General features: G+C 57.9%; 16 protein-coding genes and 1 other RNA gene. 10 read left to right on the forward strand and 7 right to left on the reverse strand.

The features are described 5' to 3' along the window. Positions 1–30: 30 nt before the first annotated feature. The 3 genes from Q0802_RS16440 to Q0802_RS16450 all read left to right on the forward strand — a co-directional run bounded on the left by Q0802_RS16440 (position 31) and on the right by Q0802_RS16450 (position 2,829). The gene (locus tag Q0802_RS16440) at positions 31–729 is read left to right on the forward strand and encodes a COQ9 family protein (RefSeq protein ID WP_298920279.1); all 699 of its coding nucleotides are present in this window, start codon (positions 31–33) and stop codon (positions 727–729) included. A 74-nt stretch (positions 730–803) separates the two neighbouring features. Then, the gene (locus Q0802_RS16445; RefSeq protein ID WP_298920281.1) at positions 804–1,787 is read left to right on the forward strand and encodes an NAD(P)H-quinone oxidoreductase; all 984 of its coding nucleotides are present in this window, start codon (positions 804–806) and stop codon (positions 1,785–1,787) included. A gap of 67 nt (positions 1,788–1,854) precedes the next feature. After that, a complete protein-coding gene (locus tag Q0802_RS16450; protein WP_298920283.1) occupies positions 1,855–2,829 on the forward strand; it encodes a quinone oxidoreductase in 975 nt (324 codons plus the stop codon). 8 nt (positions 2,830–2,837) lie between these two features. Here Q0802_RS16450 and Q0802_RS16455 read toward each other — a convergent pair whose 3' ends face one another. After that, positions 2,838–3,467: a ribonuclease T2 gene (locus tag Q0802_RS16455; protein ID WP_298920285.1), complete on the reverse strand. Its 630-nt coding sequence runs from the start codon at positions 3,465–3,467 to the stop codon at positions 2,838–2,840. A 138-nt stretch (positions 3,468–3,605) separates the two neighbouring features. Between Q0802_RS16455 and Q0802_RS16460 the strand changes: the two genes are divergently transcribed. The 4 genes from Q0802_RS16460 (at position 3,606) to Q0802_RS16475 (ending at position 7,522) form a co-directional block, all read left to right on the forward strand. Then, positions 3,606–4,376 (forward strand): DUF1013 domain-containing protein, encoded by a 771-nt coding sequence (locus tag Q0802_RS16460; RefSeq protein ID WP_298920287.1) that lies wholly within the window; start codon positions 3,606–3,608, stop codon positions 4,374–4,376. Positions 4,377–4,497: 121 nt separating this feature from the next. Beyond that, entirely contained in the window at positions 4,498–5,604 is a 1,107-nt protein-coding gene (locus Q0802_RS16465; RefSeq protein ID WP_298920290.1) for an endonuclease/exonuclease/phosphatase family protein, read from the forward strand. Positions 5,605–5,840: 236 nt separating this feature from the next. Then, positions 5,841–7,019, forward strand: coding sequence for a type III PLP-dependent enzyme (locus Q0802_RS16470; RefSeq protein ID WP_298920545.1), 1,179 nt, complete (start codon positions 5,841–5,843; stop codon positions 7,017–7,019). 161 nt (positions 7,020–7,180) lie between these two features. Beyond that, a complete protein-coding gene (locus tag Q0802_RS16475) occupies positions 7,181–7,522 on the forward strand; it encodes a RidA family protein (protein ID WP_298920293.1) in 342 nt (113 codons plus the stop codon). Between the two features lie 6 nt (positions 7,523–7,528). Here Q0802_RS16475 and recR read toward each other — a convergent pair whose 3' ends face one another. From recR to Q0802_RS16495, 4 genes are all read right to left on the reverse strand, one after another. Next, positions 7,529–8,122: a recombination mediator RecR gene (recR, locus tag Q0802_RS16480; RefSeq protein ID WP_298920295.1), complete on the reverse strand. Its 594-nt coding sequence runs from the start codon at positions 8,120–8,122 to the stop codon at positions 7,529–7,531. Positions 8,123–8,198: 76 nt separating this feature from the next. Then, positions 8,199–8,543 carry a YbaB/EbfC family nucleoid-associated protein gene (locus tag Q0802_RS16485; protein WP_298920299.1) on the reverse strand — a complete coding sequence of 115 codons (345 nt, stop codon included), beginning with the start codon at positions 8,541–8,543 and terminating at the stop codon, positions 8,199–8,201. 81 nt (positions 8,544–8,624) lie between these two features. Beyond that, positions 8,625–10,391 carry a DNA polymerase III subunit gamma/tau gene (locus Q0802_RS16490; RefSeq protein WP_298920301.1) on the reverse strand — a complete coding sequence of 589 codons (1,767 nt, stop codon included), beginning with the start codon at positions 10,389–10,391 and terminating at the stop codon, positions 8,625–8,627. 68 nt (positions 10,392–10,459) lie between these two features. Next, positions 10,460–10,822: a DUF202 domain-containing protein gene (locus Q0802_RS16495; protein ID WP_298920303.1), complete on the reverse strand. Its 363-nt coding sequence runs from the start codon at positions 10,820–10,822 to the stop codon at positions 10,460–10,462. A 61-nt stretch (positions 10,823–10,883) separates the two neighbouring features. Between Q0802_RS16495 and Q0802_RS16500 the strand changes: the two genes are divergently transcribed. Then, positions 10,884–11,723: a neutral zinc metallopeptidase gene (locus tag Q0802_RS16500; protein ID WP_298920305.1), complete on the forward strand. Its 840-nt coding sequence runs from the start codon at positions 10,884–10,886 to the stop codon at positions 11,721–11,723. Positions 11,724–11,761: 38 nt separating this feature from the next. Here Q0802_RS16500 and ffs read toward each other — a convergent pair. Continuing rightward, positions 11,762–11,860, reverse strand: an RNA gene (gene ffs / locus Q0802_RS16505) — signal recognition particle sRNA small type. A gap of 43 nt (positions 11,861–11,903) precedes the next feature. Continuing rightward, positions 11,904–13,718, reverse strand: a complete 1,815-nt coding sequence (locus Q0802_RS16510; protein WP_298920308.1) for a 5'-nucleotidase C-terminal domain-containing protein — start codon at positions 13,716–13,718, stop codon at positions 11,904–11,906. 215 nt (positions 13,719–13,933) lie between these two features. On the opposite strand from Q0802_RS16510, the gene nudC reads away from it, so the two are divergent. After that, a complete protein-coding gene (gene nudC, locus Q0802_RS16515) occupies positions 13,934–14,902 on the forward strand; it encodes an NAD(+) diphosphatase (RefSeq protein WP_298920311.1) in 969 nt (322 codons plus the stop codon). A gap of 38 nt (positions 14,903–14,940) precedes the next feature. Then, entirely contained in the window at positions 14,941–15,408 is a 468-nt protein-coding gene (locus Q0802_RS16520; RefSeq protein WP_298920313.1) for an SRPBCC family protein, read from the forward strand. The last annotated feature ends 163 nt before the right edge of the window (positions 15,409–15,571 follow it).

Raw genomic sequence — 15,571 nt, forward strand, 5'->3', positions numbered from 1 at the left:
CGAGCCGCATCATCGCAACGGAGACACCAAATGACAGTATCTTATGAGACCGCAAAGTCACAACTGCTGGAGGCAGCTCTCCTGCATGTGCCTTTCGATGGATGGTCGGAGGCGACCTTCAAGGCTGCGATTCGTGAAACTGCTATCGCCCCGGCGGTGGCACGCGCTGTCTGTCCGCGCGGCGCGGTTGATCTTGCGATTGCTTTTCATCACCGCGGAGATGAGGCGATGCTGGAACGTCTCAATTCCGAAGACATGAGCGATATGAAGTTCCGCGAGAAGATCGCCGCGGCGGTGCGGTTCCGCCTTGAAGCGGTCTCCGACAAGGAAGCTGTTCGGCGCGGGACAACACTTTTTGCGCTGCCCATCTATGCAGCTGATGGGGCTAAGCTGATTTGGGGTACGGCGGACAAGATCTGGGACGCCCTGGGCGACACTTCAGACGATGTGAACTGGTATACGAAGCGTGCAACGCTTGGCGGTGTCTACTCTGCAACTGTGCTTTATTGGTTGGGCGATGACAGCCCGGAGGCTACGGCGACCTGGGAATTCCTTGACCGGCGCATCGAGGACGTGATGCAGATCGAAAAACTGAAAGCGCGCGTGCGTCAAAGCCCGGCGCTCACACGATTGATGACAGGGCCCAATTGGATTTTGAGCCACATCAAAGCGCCCGCCCGCATGCCCAATATGGACCTTCCGGGCAGTTGGACGACACCGCGCAAGTGATCTGACGCAACCTGTCTTTGGTTGGCCATTCCGCATGGTCCTGCTAGGCAGGGGCAAGCAAAGAGGACCTGTTCATGACCGAGATGATGCGCGCTGTTGAGATCACCGAAGCCGGAGGCCCGGAGGTTCTGAAACTGACAGAACGCCCTGTCCCTGAGCCAGCGCATGGGCAGGTGATCATTCAAGTTGCATGGGCGGGGGTCAATCGACCTGATGCCTTGCAACGGGCAGGGCTCTACGCGCCGCCACCCACAGCGAGTGACTTGCCGGGATTGGAAGCTTCGGGTGAGGTTGTGGCGGTGGGAGACGGCGTGTCCGGTCTTGAGATCGGCGATCAGGTCTGTGCGCTTTTGCCCGGAGGAGGGTACGCCGAATATGTGGCCACCCCTGCCGCGCATTGCCTGCCGGTGCCTAAGAATATGAGCCTGCGAGAGGCGGCCTGCCTGCCGGAGACGTTTTTCACGGTGTGGTCCAATGTATTCGGTCGCGGCGGTCTGCAGGCGGGTGAGCGGTTTTTGGTGCATGGCGGATCCTCCGGCATCGGGACAACGGCGATCCAGTTAGCGCGCGCGTTTGGCGCAAGGGTGTTCACCACTGCCGGTTCAGCAGAGAAGTGCGATGCCTGCGCCGCTTTGGGCGCAGAAATTGCCATCAATTACCGGGAACAGGATTTTGTGAAGATTCTGCGCGATGAAGGTGGCGCGGATTTGATCCTCGACATGGTTGGAGGGGACTACATCCCCCGCAATCTCAAAGCCCTTGCTGATGACGGACGGCTCATCCAGATTGCCTTTCTGGGAGGGGCGAAGGTCGAAGTGAACTTTGCCACGTTGATGACCCGGCGGCTGACAATGACAGGGAGCACGCTGCGCCCGCAGAGTGATCTGGCAAAGGCGCGCATCGCGCAGGAGTTGCGTGAGTCAGTTTGGCCTCTGCTGGATACTGGCCAGGTGGCACCGGTCATGGATCAGGCCTTTGATCTGGAAGATGCCAGCAAGGCCCACGCGCGCATGGAAAGCTCGGGGCATATTGGCAAAATCGTTCTGAAAGTCAGCTAATTCGCCACGCTCCAATGCCGGCCCGTTCACATTGGGGCGAGGAGATAAATCTTGAGGAGACCGCGACATGGCACAAACCGTCATCATAGAACAAACCGGTGGGCCGGAAGCGATGGCCCTTGTGGACCGGGATGTCGGCGATCCTGGCCCCGGCGAAATACGCATTGCGCACAAAGCCTGCGGTCTGAACTTCATTGATGTGTATCAGCGCACGGGACTTTACCCGCTGGACTTGCCGCATGCCCTGGGGATGGAGGCGGCGGGGGTCATTGAGGCCGTTGGTGAGGGTGTTGCGCATCTGAAAATCGGTGACCGTGCTGCCTATGCGGCGATCCCACCCGGCGCTTATGCGCAGGCGCGGGTCATGCCCGCCGCCCAGGTGTGTCCGTTACCTGAGGATATTTCCTTTGAGATTGCCGCTGCAATGATGTTGAAAGGCACAACTGTCGAGTATCTGTTCCACCGCACAACGCCTCTGACCCGCGGAGATACGGTTCTCTTTCATGCCGCTGCGGGGGGTGTCGGTCTGATCGCCTGCCAGTGGGCGCGCTCCGAAGGTATCACCTTGATCGGTACCGCTGGCACGGATGAAAAATGCCAGCTCGCTTTGGAACACGGCGCGGCCCATTGCATCAACTATCGTACCGAGGACTGGGTCGCACGTATTCAGGAGCTGACGGAGGGTCGCGGCGTTGATGTCGTTATGGATTCGGTTGGCGCGGATACGTTTGAGGGGTCGCTCGACAGTTTGAAACCTTTGGGCATGATGATCTCCTTTGGGAATGCGTCAGGCCCGGTGCCGCCGTTCAGCCTTTCGGTGCTCGCTCAGAAAGGGTCTCTGAAAATCACACGCCCCACGTTGTTTGCGCATTCCAATGACCACGCAACTTGCCAGGAAATGGCGCGTCACCTCTTTGACAAAGTGCAATCGGGCGAGGTCAATATTCGGATTGATCAGAGATTTCCGCTCAGTGACGTACGCGCAGCCCATGAGGCGCTTGAGGCAAGGCAAACGACAGGAAGCACCATTCTGACGGTATGATGGGCGGCTTAGCGTATCGGCGCAAAGAGGGCATCCTGCTGCGTGCAATCGCGGACAACATCCTGGCCACAGGGCACGGGTTTGAGATTTTTTGACAGGCAAATCCGGGTTTCCTGGATGTGACTGTCGCGGCAGGTGATGGTGATCATGTCGGGCTCCAACAGCGGGTTTTCTTTCAGAAACGCTTCTTCCACGACTTTTGCGGGCAGCTTTACGGTTTTTTCCAACCGGCGGAAAACTTCTGGCCGAACGATGGTCTCATAGGCCTTGCGCGACAAATCGAAGTAGGCGGGTGCATCTAATCCTGAACAGCTGCCATGTTTGCGCCACTGGTGCCAGGCCAGCCCCGCCGACCCCATGATATCTGTCATTTCTGATGCCATGCGCCGGGTTGGTGGTCGGGCAATGGTCTGGCAGAATTCCGGATAGCCGCGATGGTACTGAGGCCACAGACCATGCAATATCCAGCCGTAGTCGTGGCGGGCATCGCATTGATCCGATCCGCGCGCATCGCCTTCACGGGCACACCAGTTGGGCGACCAGCTCAGCGCCATTACATAATAGTCGAATTCTCCGGCCACATTTTGTTCCGCCTGAGCGGGCAGGGCCAGAAACATCCAGACGAGCATCCAGCGCATTGGGTCTTTCCTTATTCGCTTCGCCCGCCTATATAAGCCACAAGTTCCCCCACAATGGAAACCGTTCCGACCCTCCGGGACAGCCCTTTCAGGCGACGGTCGAATTGCGGGTTCCGAGATGTAGACAGGAGTACGACAATGGCAAAACCAATCATGGCAAAAGCCACCGCAGTATGGCTGGTTGATAATACGACGATCAGTTTCAAACAGATTGCTGATTTTGTCAGCATGCATGAACTGGAAGTCCAGGGTATTGCGGATGGGGATGTCGCGCAGGGCGTCAAGGGCTTTGACCCGATTGCGAACAATCAGCTGACACAAGATGAAATTGATGCAGCTCAGGAGAATCCGCTCCACAAGCTGAAGCTCAAATTCAACGCGGCGGCACAAGGCGAAGAAAAACGTCGGGGGCCGCGCTACACGCCCTTGTCAAAACGTCAGGATCGGCCAGCGTCGATCCTCTGGTTGGTGAAATTCCATCCTGAATTGAGTGATGGGCAGATCAGCAAACTGGTTGGCACCACCAAACCGACCATTCAGGCGATCCGTGAGCGGACGCATTGGAACATTTCGAACATTCAGCCGATTGATCCGGTGGCTTTGGGGCTGTGCAAACAGTCTGAGCTTGATGCGGTCGTTCAGAAGGCGGCCGCCAAGAAAGCGGCTGATGCACCGATCATGAGCGATGATGAGCGTCGCAAACTGGTCAGCACTGAGCAAAGTCTGGGCATGGAGGCAGAGCCCAAGATTCCAACGGCCATCGAGGGGCTTGAGACCTTTACCCTATCCGGTGAGGTGGAAGAGGAAGACGACGAAGAGAAGGGTGATTTCTCTGATGCCGATAGCTTCTTCAACCTTCCGGATGGGCCGGTTGACGAGGATAGTGAAGACAGCGATCCACGCACCTGACCCATGGATGATGTTTTGAATAGAGCCCTCGGTGCCGTGTGCATCGGGGGCTTTCTTTATTGTCTGAGCGGGATTGGAACCATCAGGCGGACTGCCCGTTGGGTTCTGAAAGGACAGAAAGATGCAGCAAGGTTTCGGTGGTATCGTGGTTTGGGGGCTGACCCTCGCACTTGTGTTGGCGACACTGCTACCACTGACCAAGCTGCCGTTCGGGGCCATTCGTGGCCTGGCCTTTCCGAGACTGCAATTTGCCTGCGTGACGCTGGTATTGGGGGTAGGAGTTCTCATCCTTTCGCCGAGGGCAAGCACCTATTTGGCGGGGTGGATATTGCTGATCTGTGCGGTTTTTCAGGCGGCCTATATCATCAAATTCACGCCCATCTGGCCCAAGCAGTCCCTTTCCGTTTCGGTAACGCAAGCAAACCCGGGCACCAGAATCTCGCTGCTCACAGCGAATGTCAAAATGTCTAACCGCGCCTATGGCCGGCTGTTAGCGCAGGTCGATGCCTGTGATCCGGACGTGCTTATGGCGATCGAGGTCGATGAACCCTGGGTGGTGGCGCTGGAAACTGCGTTGGGAGATCGCTATCCGCATTGGATCAAAGTGCCCAAGGACAACGGTTATGGGCTGTGCCTGTTGTCGCGACTGCCGCTTGCCCGGTCGGAAATTCGCACTCTTGTCACCAGAAACGTGCCGTCAATCCGAACCGAAATTACCCTGCCATCAGAGGATGTAATCGAGCTCAATCTCCTGCACCCTGAGCCGCCAGTCATCGGCCACGATACCAAGGGACGGGACAGCGAGATCGCGCTGATTGGTCTGGAGGTCCAAAACTCCGATAAACCGGTGATCGTGGCTGGTGATTTGAACGATGTCGCCTGGTCGACGACAACACGGCGGTTTCAGCGGTTGTCAGGGCTATTGGATCCCCGCGTGGGACGGGGTCTCTACAACACGTTTCAAGCAGATTTCGCAGTATTTCGCTGGCCTTTGGACCATCTGTTTCACGACACGCGTTTCCGTCTGATCTCCATGAAGCGATTGCCAAATATCGGGTCGGATCACTTTCCGATTTTCCATGAGCTGGCTCTCGCCTCCACATCCGCGGGGCGCGAAAAACTGGAACGCGCGACAGATCAGGAAACAACCGAAGTCAAGGAAATGATCCGCTCTGAGCGCGACCGCGAAAGAGCGGCGATCGGTGAGGATTGGGAAAAAGATCAATAGGCTTGGGCGACCTTTGCCTGGCCCGATCGCCAGATACAGACAATTGGTGAGTATCTTTTTGGTAAGAATCCATTTTTGATCTTGAACGAATCCCAGATAGGCGTAAATGGCGCTTTACAGACGCCAACGCACGCGCCTCTGGCCGGTCAGCCGATCCTGACTGACCCGCGTTTATGTAGCGACGGTAACGTCTCTTGAAACGACTCTTGGGGAATCCCCCCACCTGCTCTTTGGAGATGACCATGAACGCTACAGTCCCCGGCGCATTGCGCGCCGCCACTCCCGTCTATGCCGATGCTGCAGCCGCCTTTATTGCGGCAAACACGTTCGACAAACCCACGCTGGTCATCAGCCGGGAGCGTGTGGCCGGGCAATATGACGCGCTGAAATCCGGGTTGGGCGATGCGCATATCCATTACGCGGTAAAGGCAAATCCTGCGCCTGAACTGATCCGGATGCTGGTCAAGAAGGGTTCCGGTTTTGACGCAGCCTCGCGTCAGGAAATCGAGCTTTGCCTCAGCCAGGGCGCGCGTCCCGAAAACATCTCCTTTGGCAACACCATCAAACGTGCTTCTGATATTGCCTTTGCCTATAGCGCGGGCGTGAAGCTCTTTGCCGCGGATTCCGAAGCGGAACTGGACAAGATTGCCCGTCATGCGCCCGGCGCGCGGGTCTATCTGCGACTGATCGTGGAAAACTCACGGGCTGACTGGCCGCTCAGCCGGAAATTCGGGTGCGCCGCTTCCATGCTGCCGTCGCTGCTGGACCACGCTGTTGCTGTGGGCCTGCAACCCTACGGATTGTCGTTCCATGTCGGATCACAGACCCGCGAAGCGGCCCATTGGACACCCGTTCTCGATCAGGTAGCGCCTCTGTGGCACGCGGCACGTGCGGCGGGACATGATCTGCAATTGCTGAACATCGGCGGCGGCTTTCCAGCTTTTTACGGGCAAACCGTGCAGGCCCCTCGCGCCTATGCAGCGGCCGTCATGGCTTCTGTCAAGGCGCGCTTTGGGGATGCGGCACAGGTTATGGCAGAACCCGGTCGCGGGATGGTGGCAGAAGCGGGACACATCGTCGCCGAAGTGATGCTGGTATCCAGAAAATCCGCCGATGACCTGCACCGCTGGGTCTATCTGGATATTGGCCGTTTCTCCGGTCTGGCCGAAACTGAAGGCGAGGCGATCCGCTATCAGTTCACCACACGCCATGATGGCGGGGAAACCGGTCCTTGTGTTCTGGCGGGGCCGTCCTGCGACAGCGCAGATATTCTTTATGAAAAACGCCCGGTGCAATTGCCCCTGGCCTTGCGCGACGGCGACCGCATCGTGATCCGAAATTGCGGTGCCTACACGTCCAGTTATTCTTCGGTTGGTTTCAACGGATTTCCGCCGCTGGATGTTGTTGTTCTCTAACGATCACATGCATCGCGACGGAAACGCGCCGTCCACCTGGGAGGGGTGGACGGCCTTTTCATTTGAAAACGAGTGTGAGTTTGCGGGGTTCTGCCTTGTGGTTTTGCGCGCAGGGCGTCATGGATTGCGCGAATTGCAAATCCAACAAAAAAGGGCTCATCATGATCGAACGCATCGGAACAGGTGTCAGATCGTCAAAAATCGTCAAGCACAACGGAGTTGCCTATATCACCGGACAAGTGGGTGAGGGGGAGACCATTCAAGCACAAACCGAAGAATGCTTGCGACGGCTTGAGGCATTGCTGGAGCAGGCGGGGTCGTCACGCACACAGATGCTGCGGGCGACCATCTGGTTGGCTGATATGAGCGATTTCGCTGGTCTCAACGAAGTGTGGAACGCCTGGGTGCCCGAGGGCCACGCGCCTGCACGCGCCTGCGGTGAGGCGAAACTGGCCCGACCGGAACTGAAGGTCGAGATTATCGTGGATGCTGCCTACGACTGACTTGCGCTAGAGCGTCTTGCGGGCACGCATGGCGGCGGTGATGGTGCCGTCATCGAGGTAATCCAACTCGCCGCCAATCGGCACGCCCTGCGCCAAAGAGGTAAGCGTTACCTGCCCTTCAAGCTGGTCCACGATGTAATGCGCTGTGGTCTGCCCGTCGATTGTGGCGTTGAGGGCCAGTATGACTTCCGAGATGCCTTCCGAAGGTATCCGGTCGATCAGCCGGGGAATGCGCAGTTCTTCCGGCCCCACGGCATCAAGCGCAGACAACGTGCCACCCAGCACATGATACCTCCCCTTGAACACACCAGACCGTTCCATGGCCCACAGGTCGGCCACATCTTCGACCACGCAAAGCTCACCATTGCCCCGTTTTTCCGACGTACAGATATCGCAGATGTCCAACGTGCCGACATTGCCGCAGTTCAGGCACTCGCGCGCTGTCGCTGCAACTGTCTGCATGACGTCTGCCAAGGGGGTCAGCAGCAGGCTGCGTTTGCGAATAAGATGCAGAACCGCCCGGCGCGCCGACCGTGGTCCAAGGCCCGGCAATTTGGCCATCAGCTCAATCAGCGCATCTATGTCTTTGGTACTGCTCATCGGATTTGACGTGGCAACCGGAAGGTCGAGAGATCACGCGGATTGCGCCGCCTTCCCGTATCGCTCTGGACGTGTCTCAGAACGGCAGCTTCATGTCTGCGGGCAAACCCAATCCTTCGGTCAGTTTCGCCATTTCTTCCTGAGCACGTTCGGTCGCCTTGGTTTGAGCGTCCTTGATGGCCGCGAGGATCAGATCCTCAACCACTTCCTTGTCATCCCCATTAAAGATCGACGGGTCGATATCGAGCGTTTTCAGCTCACCTTTGGCCGTACAGGTCGCGGTAACGAGGCCCGCCCCGGAAGATCCTTCGACAATGATGTTTTGCATATCGTCTTGCAGCTGAGCCATCTTGCCCTGCATTTCCTGCGCTTTTTTCATCATCCCGGCCATATCGCCGAGGCCGCCTAGTCCTTTGAACATTGTGCCGTCCTTTTTATGGGTCTGTTGTGGGGTATATGCGGGTTGCATCTGCCTGGAGCAAGGGGGTCAAAGCGTTTGCCGTCAGTCGTCTTCAAAAGGATCCCACTCGTCCTCAACTTCGGGCAAGGCGTCCTGAACGGCTTCGGCAGCGATCTGATCGGGGGTACGGATGTCCTTTATCCTGGCTTTGGGAAATTGTGCCAACACCGCTTGCATTAGCGGATGTGCACTGGCTTCTGCTTCCAGTGCGTATTTCTTGGCATTGCGGACCTCGTCGATGGTCTTGCCGCCGCCATCGCTGACGACCGTGACCGCCCAGCGGTTCCCGGTCCACAACTGTAACCTTTGTCCCAAACGCTGCGCCAGATCGCGTGGTGCCCGGTCCGTGGGTTCAAATTCGATCCGTCCGGGTTGATAGGAGGCAAGGCGCAAATCGGTTTCGACATCCGCCAGCAGCTTTCCGTCACGATTGGCGCGGATCAACGCGACCACATGATCAAACGTCGGAAATCTGGCGAGTGCTGCGTCCGCGTCAAGGGCCTCAGCCGTTGCGGGTCCCGCACCGGAGTGTCCACTTGTTCGGGCCGAGGCGATAGCCGAGGCCCCCCCGCCCGCGGCACGCGCGCCTGCGCCTTGCGCAGGTCTCCCACCTCCGCCACCCGATGTTGCACCGGCAGGCGGTGTTGCGCCGTTCAGTTTGCGCACAAGCTCTTCGGGGCTTGGTAAATCCGCCACATGGGTCAGCCTTATGATGGCCATCTCTGCCGCCATCATCGCATTGGGGGCGCTGGCAACCTCATCCAGCGCTTTCAGCAGCATTTGCCAAAGGCGCGTCAGAACGCGCATGGGCAGCGCATCCGCCATGGCTTTGCTTCGGCTGCGCTCATCCGGCGACACCGTCGGATCTTCTGCCGCTTCTGGTGTGATTTTGACGACAGACACCCAATGGGTGATCTCGGCCAGGTCACGCAGAACTGCCATCGGATCTGCGCCTTCGGCATATTGTGCGGAAAGCTCCGTCAGAGCGCCTGCCGCATCCCCTTTGAGTACCATGTCAAAAAGATCGAGCACCCGGCCCCGGTCCGCCAGCCCCAACATGGCGCGCACCTGAAGTGCTGTTGTCTCACCCGCGCCATGGCTGATCGCCTGATCCAGAAGTGAGGTTGCATCCCGCGCGGATCCTTCCGCCGCGCGCGCGATCAAGGCCAGCGCATCCTCTGCGATCTCGGCACTTTCCGCCGCTGCAATCCTGCGCATCAGTGCGATCATCACTTCGGGCTCAATCCGGCGCAGATCAAAGCGCTGACAGCGCGACAGAACGGTCACGGGGACCTTGCGTATTTCGGTGGTGGCAAAAATGAACTTCACATGCGCTGGCGGTTCTTCCAGCGTTTTCAACAGTGCATTGAACGCACCTGTGCTGAGCATGTGAACTTCATCGATGATGTAGACTTTGTATCGGGCAGATGCAGCGCGGTAGTGCACGGAATCAATGATTTCGCGAATATTGGCCACACCGGTGTTGGACGCGGCATCCATTTCCATCACGTCGACGTGTCGTCCCTCCATAATGGCCGTGCAATGCTCGCAGGTGCCACAGGGTTCCGTCGTCGGCCCACCAGCACCATCGGCGCCGATGCAATTCATGCCTTTGGCGATGATCCGGGCGGTGGTCGTTTTTCCCGTGCCACGAATGCCGGTCATGATAAACGCCTGGGCGATCCGGTCCGCGTCAAAGGCGTTTTTCAGGGTGCGGACCATCGCATCCTGCCCCACAAGATCGGCAAAGGTCTCTGGTCGATACTTTCGGGCAAGCACCTGGTATTCGGATTTGGCAGTTGCGGTCATGATGCGCCTTGCAGGAATGAGATTCGCACGTCAGCCTGTAGGGTAGGCGCACTGGCGAGGGACGTAAACTAGAGCCACCAAAGAATGGCACCGGTCATGAGCGATGCGATGCTGAGAATGACACTCAGCATGGTGATGTATCGAACGGGCTGTGCCTGCGCCGCGTTCTCGTTCAGCCGCGCCAAAGTGGCACAGGCTTGCCCGCGCGCGGCCCAGAAAATGAAAACGGCCGTCAGAATGAATGCGGAAGCGACGGCTTTTGGAATCCATGTTGGCTCGAAGGGAGCAAAGACGGCCTTGAGCCCAATGGCCAGGGCGACACAGGCCATCCCGGTACGCATCCAGCCCGCGAACGTGCGTTCATTTGCCAGAATTGTACGATCCTCGGCCCAGTCGGTGCGATCTTCGGCCATTTCATTACTGTTCGACATGAACTAATTGTGACGTGGCTGCGTTGGTTTGCAAGCTTTGTCAGAGTGAAGGAGGGTTAAGATGCGTCTCAGAGGGATCAGATCCAGCCGCAACGTATCGGTCCGGCGCGGCAGCGGTCGCAGAGGCGCGCGCACCGGCGGATTGAGCCTTGCTGGTTTGGTCGCGGTTCTGGCCATTGGCTACTTCACGGGGATTGATGTGTCCCCGTTGTTGCAGGGCACAAGCGCCCCGACCGAACAATCACGGCCCGCAACGGCGGAAGAAGACGCGGCAATCCAATTTTCCGCGCAGGTTTTGACCACGACGGAGGAGGTTTGGTCCCGGATCTTTGCCGAACAGCTTGGTCGCGAATATGCGCCGCCGCAACTCATCATTTTCTCCGCAGTCACGCAAAGCGCATGTGGCGGGGCTTCGGGGGCCACCGGGCCCTTCTACTGCCCCGCGGACCAAAGCGCCTATCTGGATACTCAATTCTTTGTTCAACTTGACCAGCAGTTGGGTGCGAGAGGTGATTTCGCCGCCGCTTACGTTATTGCGCATGAAGTTGCACATCATGTGCAGAATCAATTGGGTATCCTGCCGAAAGTTGACGATGCGCGGCGGCGCGCGAACCAGGCTGATGCAAATGCGCTGACTGTGCGGCTTGAATTACAGGCCGACTGCCTGTCCGGCGTCTGGGCGCGATCAGTTCAGGGGCTCATGGAACGCGGCGACCTCGAGGAGGCGCTGAACGCGGCGCGCATGATTGGCGACGATCACCTGCAGCGTCAAACGGGGCGTGTACCACAACCGCATACATTTACCCATGGCACGTCCGAACAGCGCGCGCGTTGGTTTGAGCGGGGCTTTGACAGCGGGCAGATCGGATCCTGCGATACCTTCGGCGCGCAGCAGTTGTGATGATGCCCGTCGGTTGAGCCAAAAGTAGCAGGGTGAAGAAGTGAGAGGCTGGACAACGACCCAAGCGGGGCTCGTTACGGCTGCTTCCTTCCGGATCTGACCGGGTTGGCGAGGCGCTCGCCCGCGCCAACCTCTCACAGCATGATATAGGCAAGGCCGACGCCGGACGCAAGCCCGTTGCTAGAGGTGTAGTCGGAGCCGGGCGAACCCCTCAGGTGTGGTGCCGCATGGTTCCGGATGAAGCGATGAGATGTCGCCCAGATGTTCCAGCGCTTCGGGGGCGGTATGCAGTATCGCGCTGACACCCAGTGTGGGCGTGAACCGCCACGGGGCGGCGGTACGTATGTCGTGGCAGTCAGGGTGCTTGAGATAGTCGATCAATGCCTGATCCAAGGGTGCGGCTTTTTTTACAACGATTTCAGCATCGTCAAAGGGTCTGAAAACTCCGCCGCCACCGGCGCGGTGATTGGTGACAGCGACCAGAAACTCCTGATCAGGGTCAACCAGCTTTCCCTGCCAGCGGATATCCGAGACCCGGCCCACTTCGTTGGATATTGCCTTGCCAGCCGCGTCAAAGCGCGGGGCGCGTGTCGGATCGATCTCGTAGGTCAACCCGTAGATGGCATCATATCGAAAACCCGGAACCTGAGGATCGACCAACATCTGATCACCATCGCCAGGGCGGAGCACATTGAACAAAAGCGCAGAGCGCTCCAACCATCCCGACAAGCGCGCACCCGTCGCCTTCACGGCCCAGACCTGATTTGCATAGGGCAGCAAACCGGCCACATGGCGACGTTTCAGTTCCCCCGCGGGAAGCGATACGAAGTTTTCAGGACCATCAAATCCGCCGGTCGCCGGGGTCGCAACCGCCGCCAGGAGCGGTAGCCTTTCCAGCTCCGTTCCGGCGATTGCCTCCGATATTGCTTTGCGTTTGGCCGCAGCAAGCAGCGCTGGCACGTGGCTCGGACGGGCCAAGGCGAAATAGCTGTGCATGGGATTTGACAACCGGGCAACCGGGCGGGCCAGGTAAGCGCGGGTTTTATCATGCGCCATCTCGCTGACTGCGGCGATTTCTGTATCTTCCGGCGTTTCGCCGTCGACGCTGCGCAGTTGCACAGTGCACGAGACCACCTGCGGATGCAGAGCATTTTCAGAACGATGCAGGCGCAGATCAATTACGCCAAGGTCTGATCCGCTATTGCCGGGCATGACGGTCGGGACCCGTCCGATGAGACCGGTCTCGCTATCAACACCCTGCACGCCATTGTGGTCAGGCCCTGGAAAACGCAGATGGGTGTGTCCTCCGACAACGGCGTCAATTCCTGGGATGCCAGCAATCGCAACGATCTCATTCTGCGCGTCTTCGCCTTCGTCGATTGTTGCGATTCCCATGTGGGCCAAGGCGACGACAACATCAGCGCCCTGATTTCGGATCTCTTGAACAGCCCGCACCAAGGACGGCATCGCGGGTTCTACATCACCGTTGCCTGCCAATTGGTGACGGTTCCATGAGGCGGTCAGCTGGGGCATTGCAGAGACAACTCCAATGCGCAGAGAAATGGTCTCTCCACTTGCTGTCTGAACTTCTCGCCGAAAAATCGTATGCGGCATGATCATTGGCAACGCGCTGGTTTTCAGATTTGCGCAAAGAACCGGCGCTTGAAATTGCGCAAGGCAACGGCCCAGATAGTCGAGCCCATAGTCGAGGTCATGATTGCCAAGACCCACCGCATCATAGCGCAAGGCGTTCAAGGCATCGACCATCGGGTGAGGGTGCGTGTCGGGGTGTTTGGCCAGGAAATCGCTGACCGGGGTGCCCTGAAAGGTATCGCCGTTGTCGAGCAGAATACATAAAGCGCCTGTTTCAACCGCCTCTTCCCGCGCCTGACGAATGAGCGACGCCATTTTGGCAAGACTGCCCCCATCTGATTTGCGGTCGTTCACATAGTCATAGGCAATCAATTGCATATGCAGGTCACTGGTGGCCAACAATCGCAGATGTATGTCTTTGTCCGACGTGTCAGATGCGTGGGAGGGCGTTATCTTAAAGGTCTCCTGAAAATTGATCGCTTCAACTTATACAAGAACCAGTATCGACCAGATCACGCGAGAGTTGGCAAGACCTCTGGCGCAGGTTCATCACCTTTGGTCTTGCAAGCGGCATTTGAGCGTGCAAGTCCTCGCACTATATTGCAAAGAGGCTGGTCATGAGGCATGCGGAAACGGTTACTTTCGGGGGGTCCGGCCTCGACCGGGCGGGGGAAATACGCGACAATCCCGATGCTCTTGCCGATGCCCGGACACATGCTGACAGTCGTGCAATCGTATTCTGGCGTGGCAAGCCGTTGATCACCCGGGAAACGCCGGCGACATTGGTCCGGCTGCCATTGAATCACCCGGCTCTCGCCGACCCTGATGCAGAAACCGTGATGCTGGGGCGCGAGGAAGGTGCGTTTCGATTCGCGTTTGATATCTCCGGCTGGCAGCCGGAAGATCTGGATGAAGATACACTGGGCGGGTTTCTCGATCCTTCCGAGCAGCAGCATCCACTGCTTGCGGACAATATGGTTTTTGCGGAGTTGCGTCGCATTATGACATGGCTTTCGCCGCGCGATGCCGAATTGGCGGCAACCGGCAAAGCCATTCTCGGTTGGCATGAGACCCATCCATTTTGCTCCAGATGCGGTCAAAAATCCGAAGCCTATCAAGCGGGGTGGCAAAGAAAATGCCCCGATTGCGATGCGGCTCATTTTCCCCGAACCGACCCGGTTGTCATCATGCTGATTACCCATGGAAACAAGGTTCTGATGGGGCGGTCCCCTGGTTGGCCGGAGGGCATGTATTCCCTGCTGGCAGGTTTTGTCGAACCGGGTGAGACCCTTGAGGCGGCGGTCAGGCGGGAAGTTCTCGAAGAATCCGGCATCCGGGTGGGAGCTGTCCGCTATCTTGCCAGTCAACCGTGGCCGTTTCCGGCATCGCTGATGGTTGGCTGCGCGGGAGAGGCCATATCAAAGGACATAACCATTGACCCGGTTGAGATCGAGGACGCCCGGTGGGTCAGTCGGGAGGATATGATGCAGGCTTTCTCGGGCCATCACCCGACCATTTTGCCGGCGCGTAAGGGCGCTATCGCACATTTTCTGCTGGAAAACTGGCTTGCGGACAGGTTGGATTGATCGGACAATTGGTAATTCAAGCGAACGCGAGCGGCTAAATGAAATTCTCGACCAATGAAGATGTTGACGCGCCAATCTCATCGGTCTTCGAAATGATATCGTCATTCGCATATTATGAACGCGCTGCCATGCGCCGCGGAGCGGACGTGCAACGCACTGTTGACCCCGGAAAACCGGGCGTTGGCATGGCCTGGGCCGCGCGGTTCTACCTGCGCGGGCGAACCCGTGATGTTGATCTGAAAATGGTTACCTATGACCCGCCAAACGAAATGGTTCTGGAACTCCTGTCACAAGGATTGCGGGGCGAAACACGGTTTGAGCTGATGGCCCTGTCCCGCAGTCGTACCCGAATAATGATCAGTCTTGAATTGCGCCCGCTGACATTGCCCGCGCGATTGTTTCTTCAATCTCTCAAGCTCACAAAAACAACGCTCACAAAGCAGTACAAGGCGCGCATCAGGAAGTATGTGAAAGAAATGGAAGATCGATATCAGGCCAGCGCCTGATACCTCACCACCCTTTTGCCAGATACCGGTCCCGAGTTCACCATCTTTTGGTGGTTCAACCGGCCCATGAAAATACTGATCCAGCTCCACTACCGCCGCGTTTTGATGGGCACACTGCTCTATGGGCTCGCCGGTTTCTTGATGTTTCAAGCAACAACACCTG

The sequence above is a fragment of the uncultured Roseobacter sp. genome (assembly GCF_947495275.1).
Lineage (GTDB): Bacteria > Pseudomonadota > Alphaproteobacteria > Rhodobacterales > Rhodobacteraceae > Roseobacter.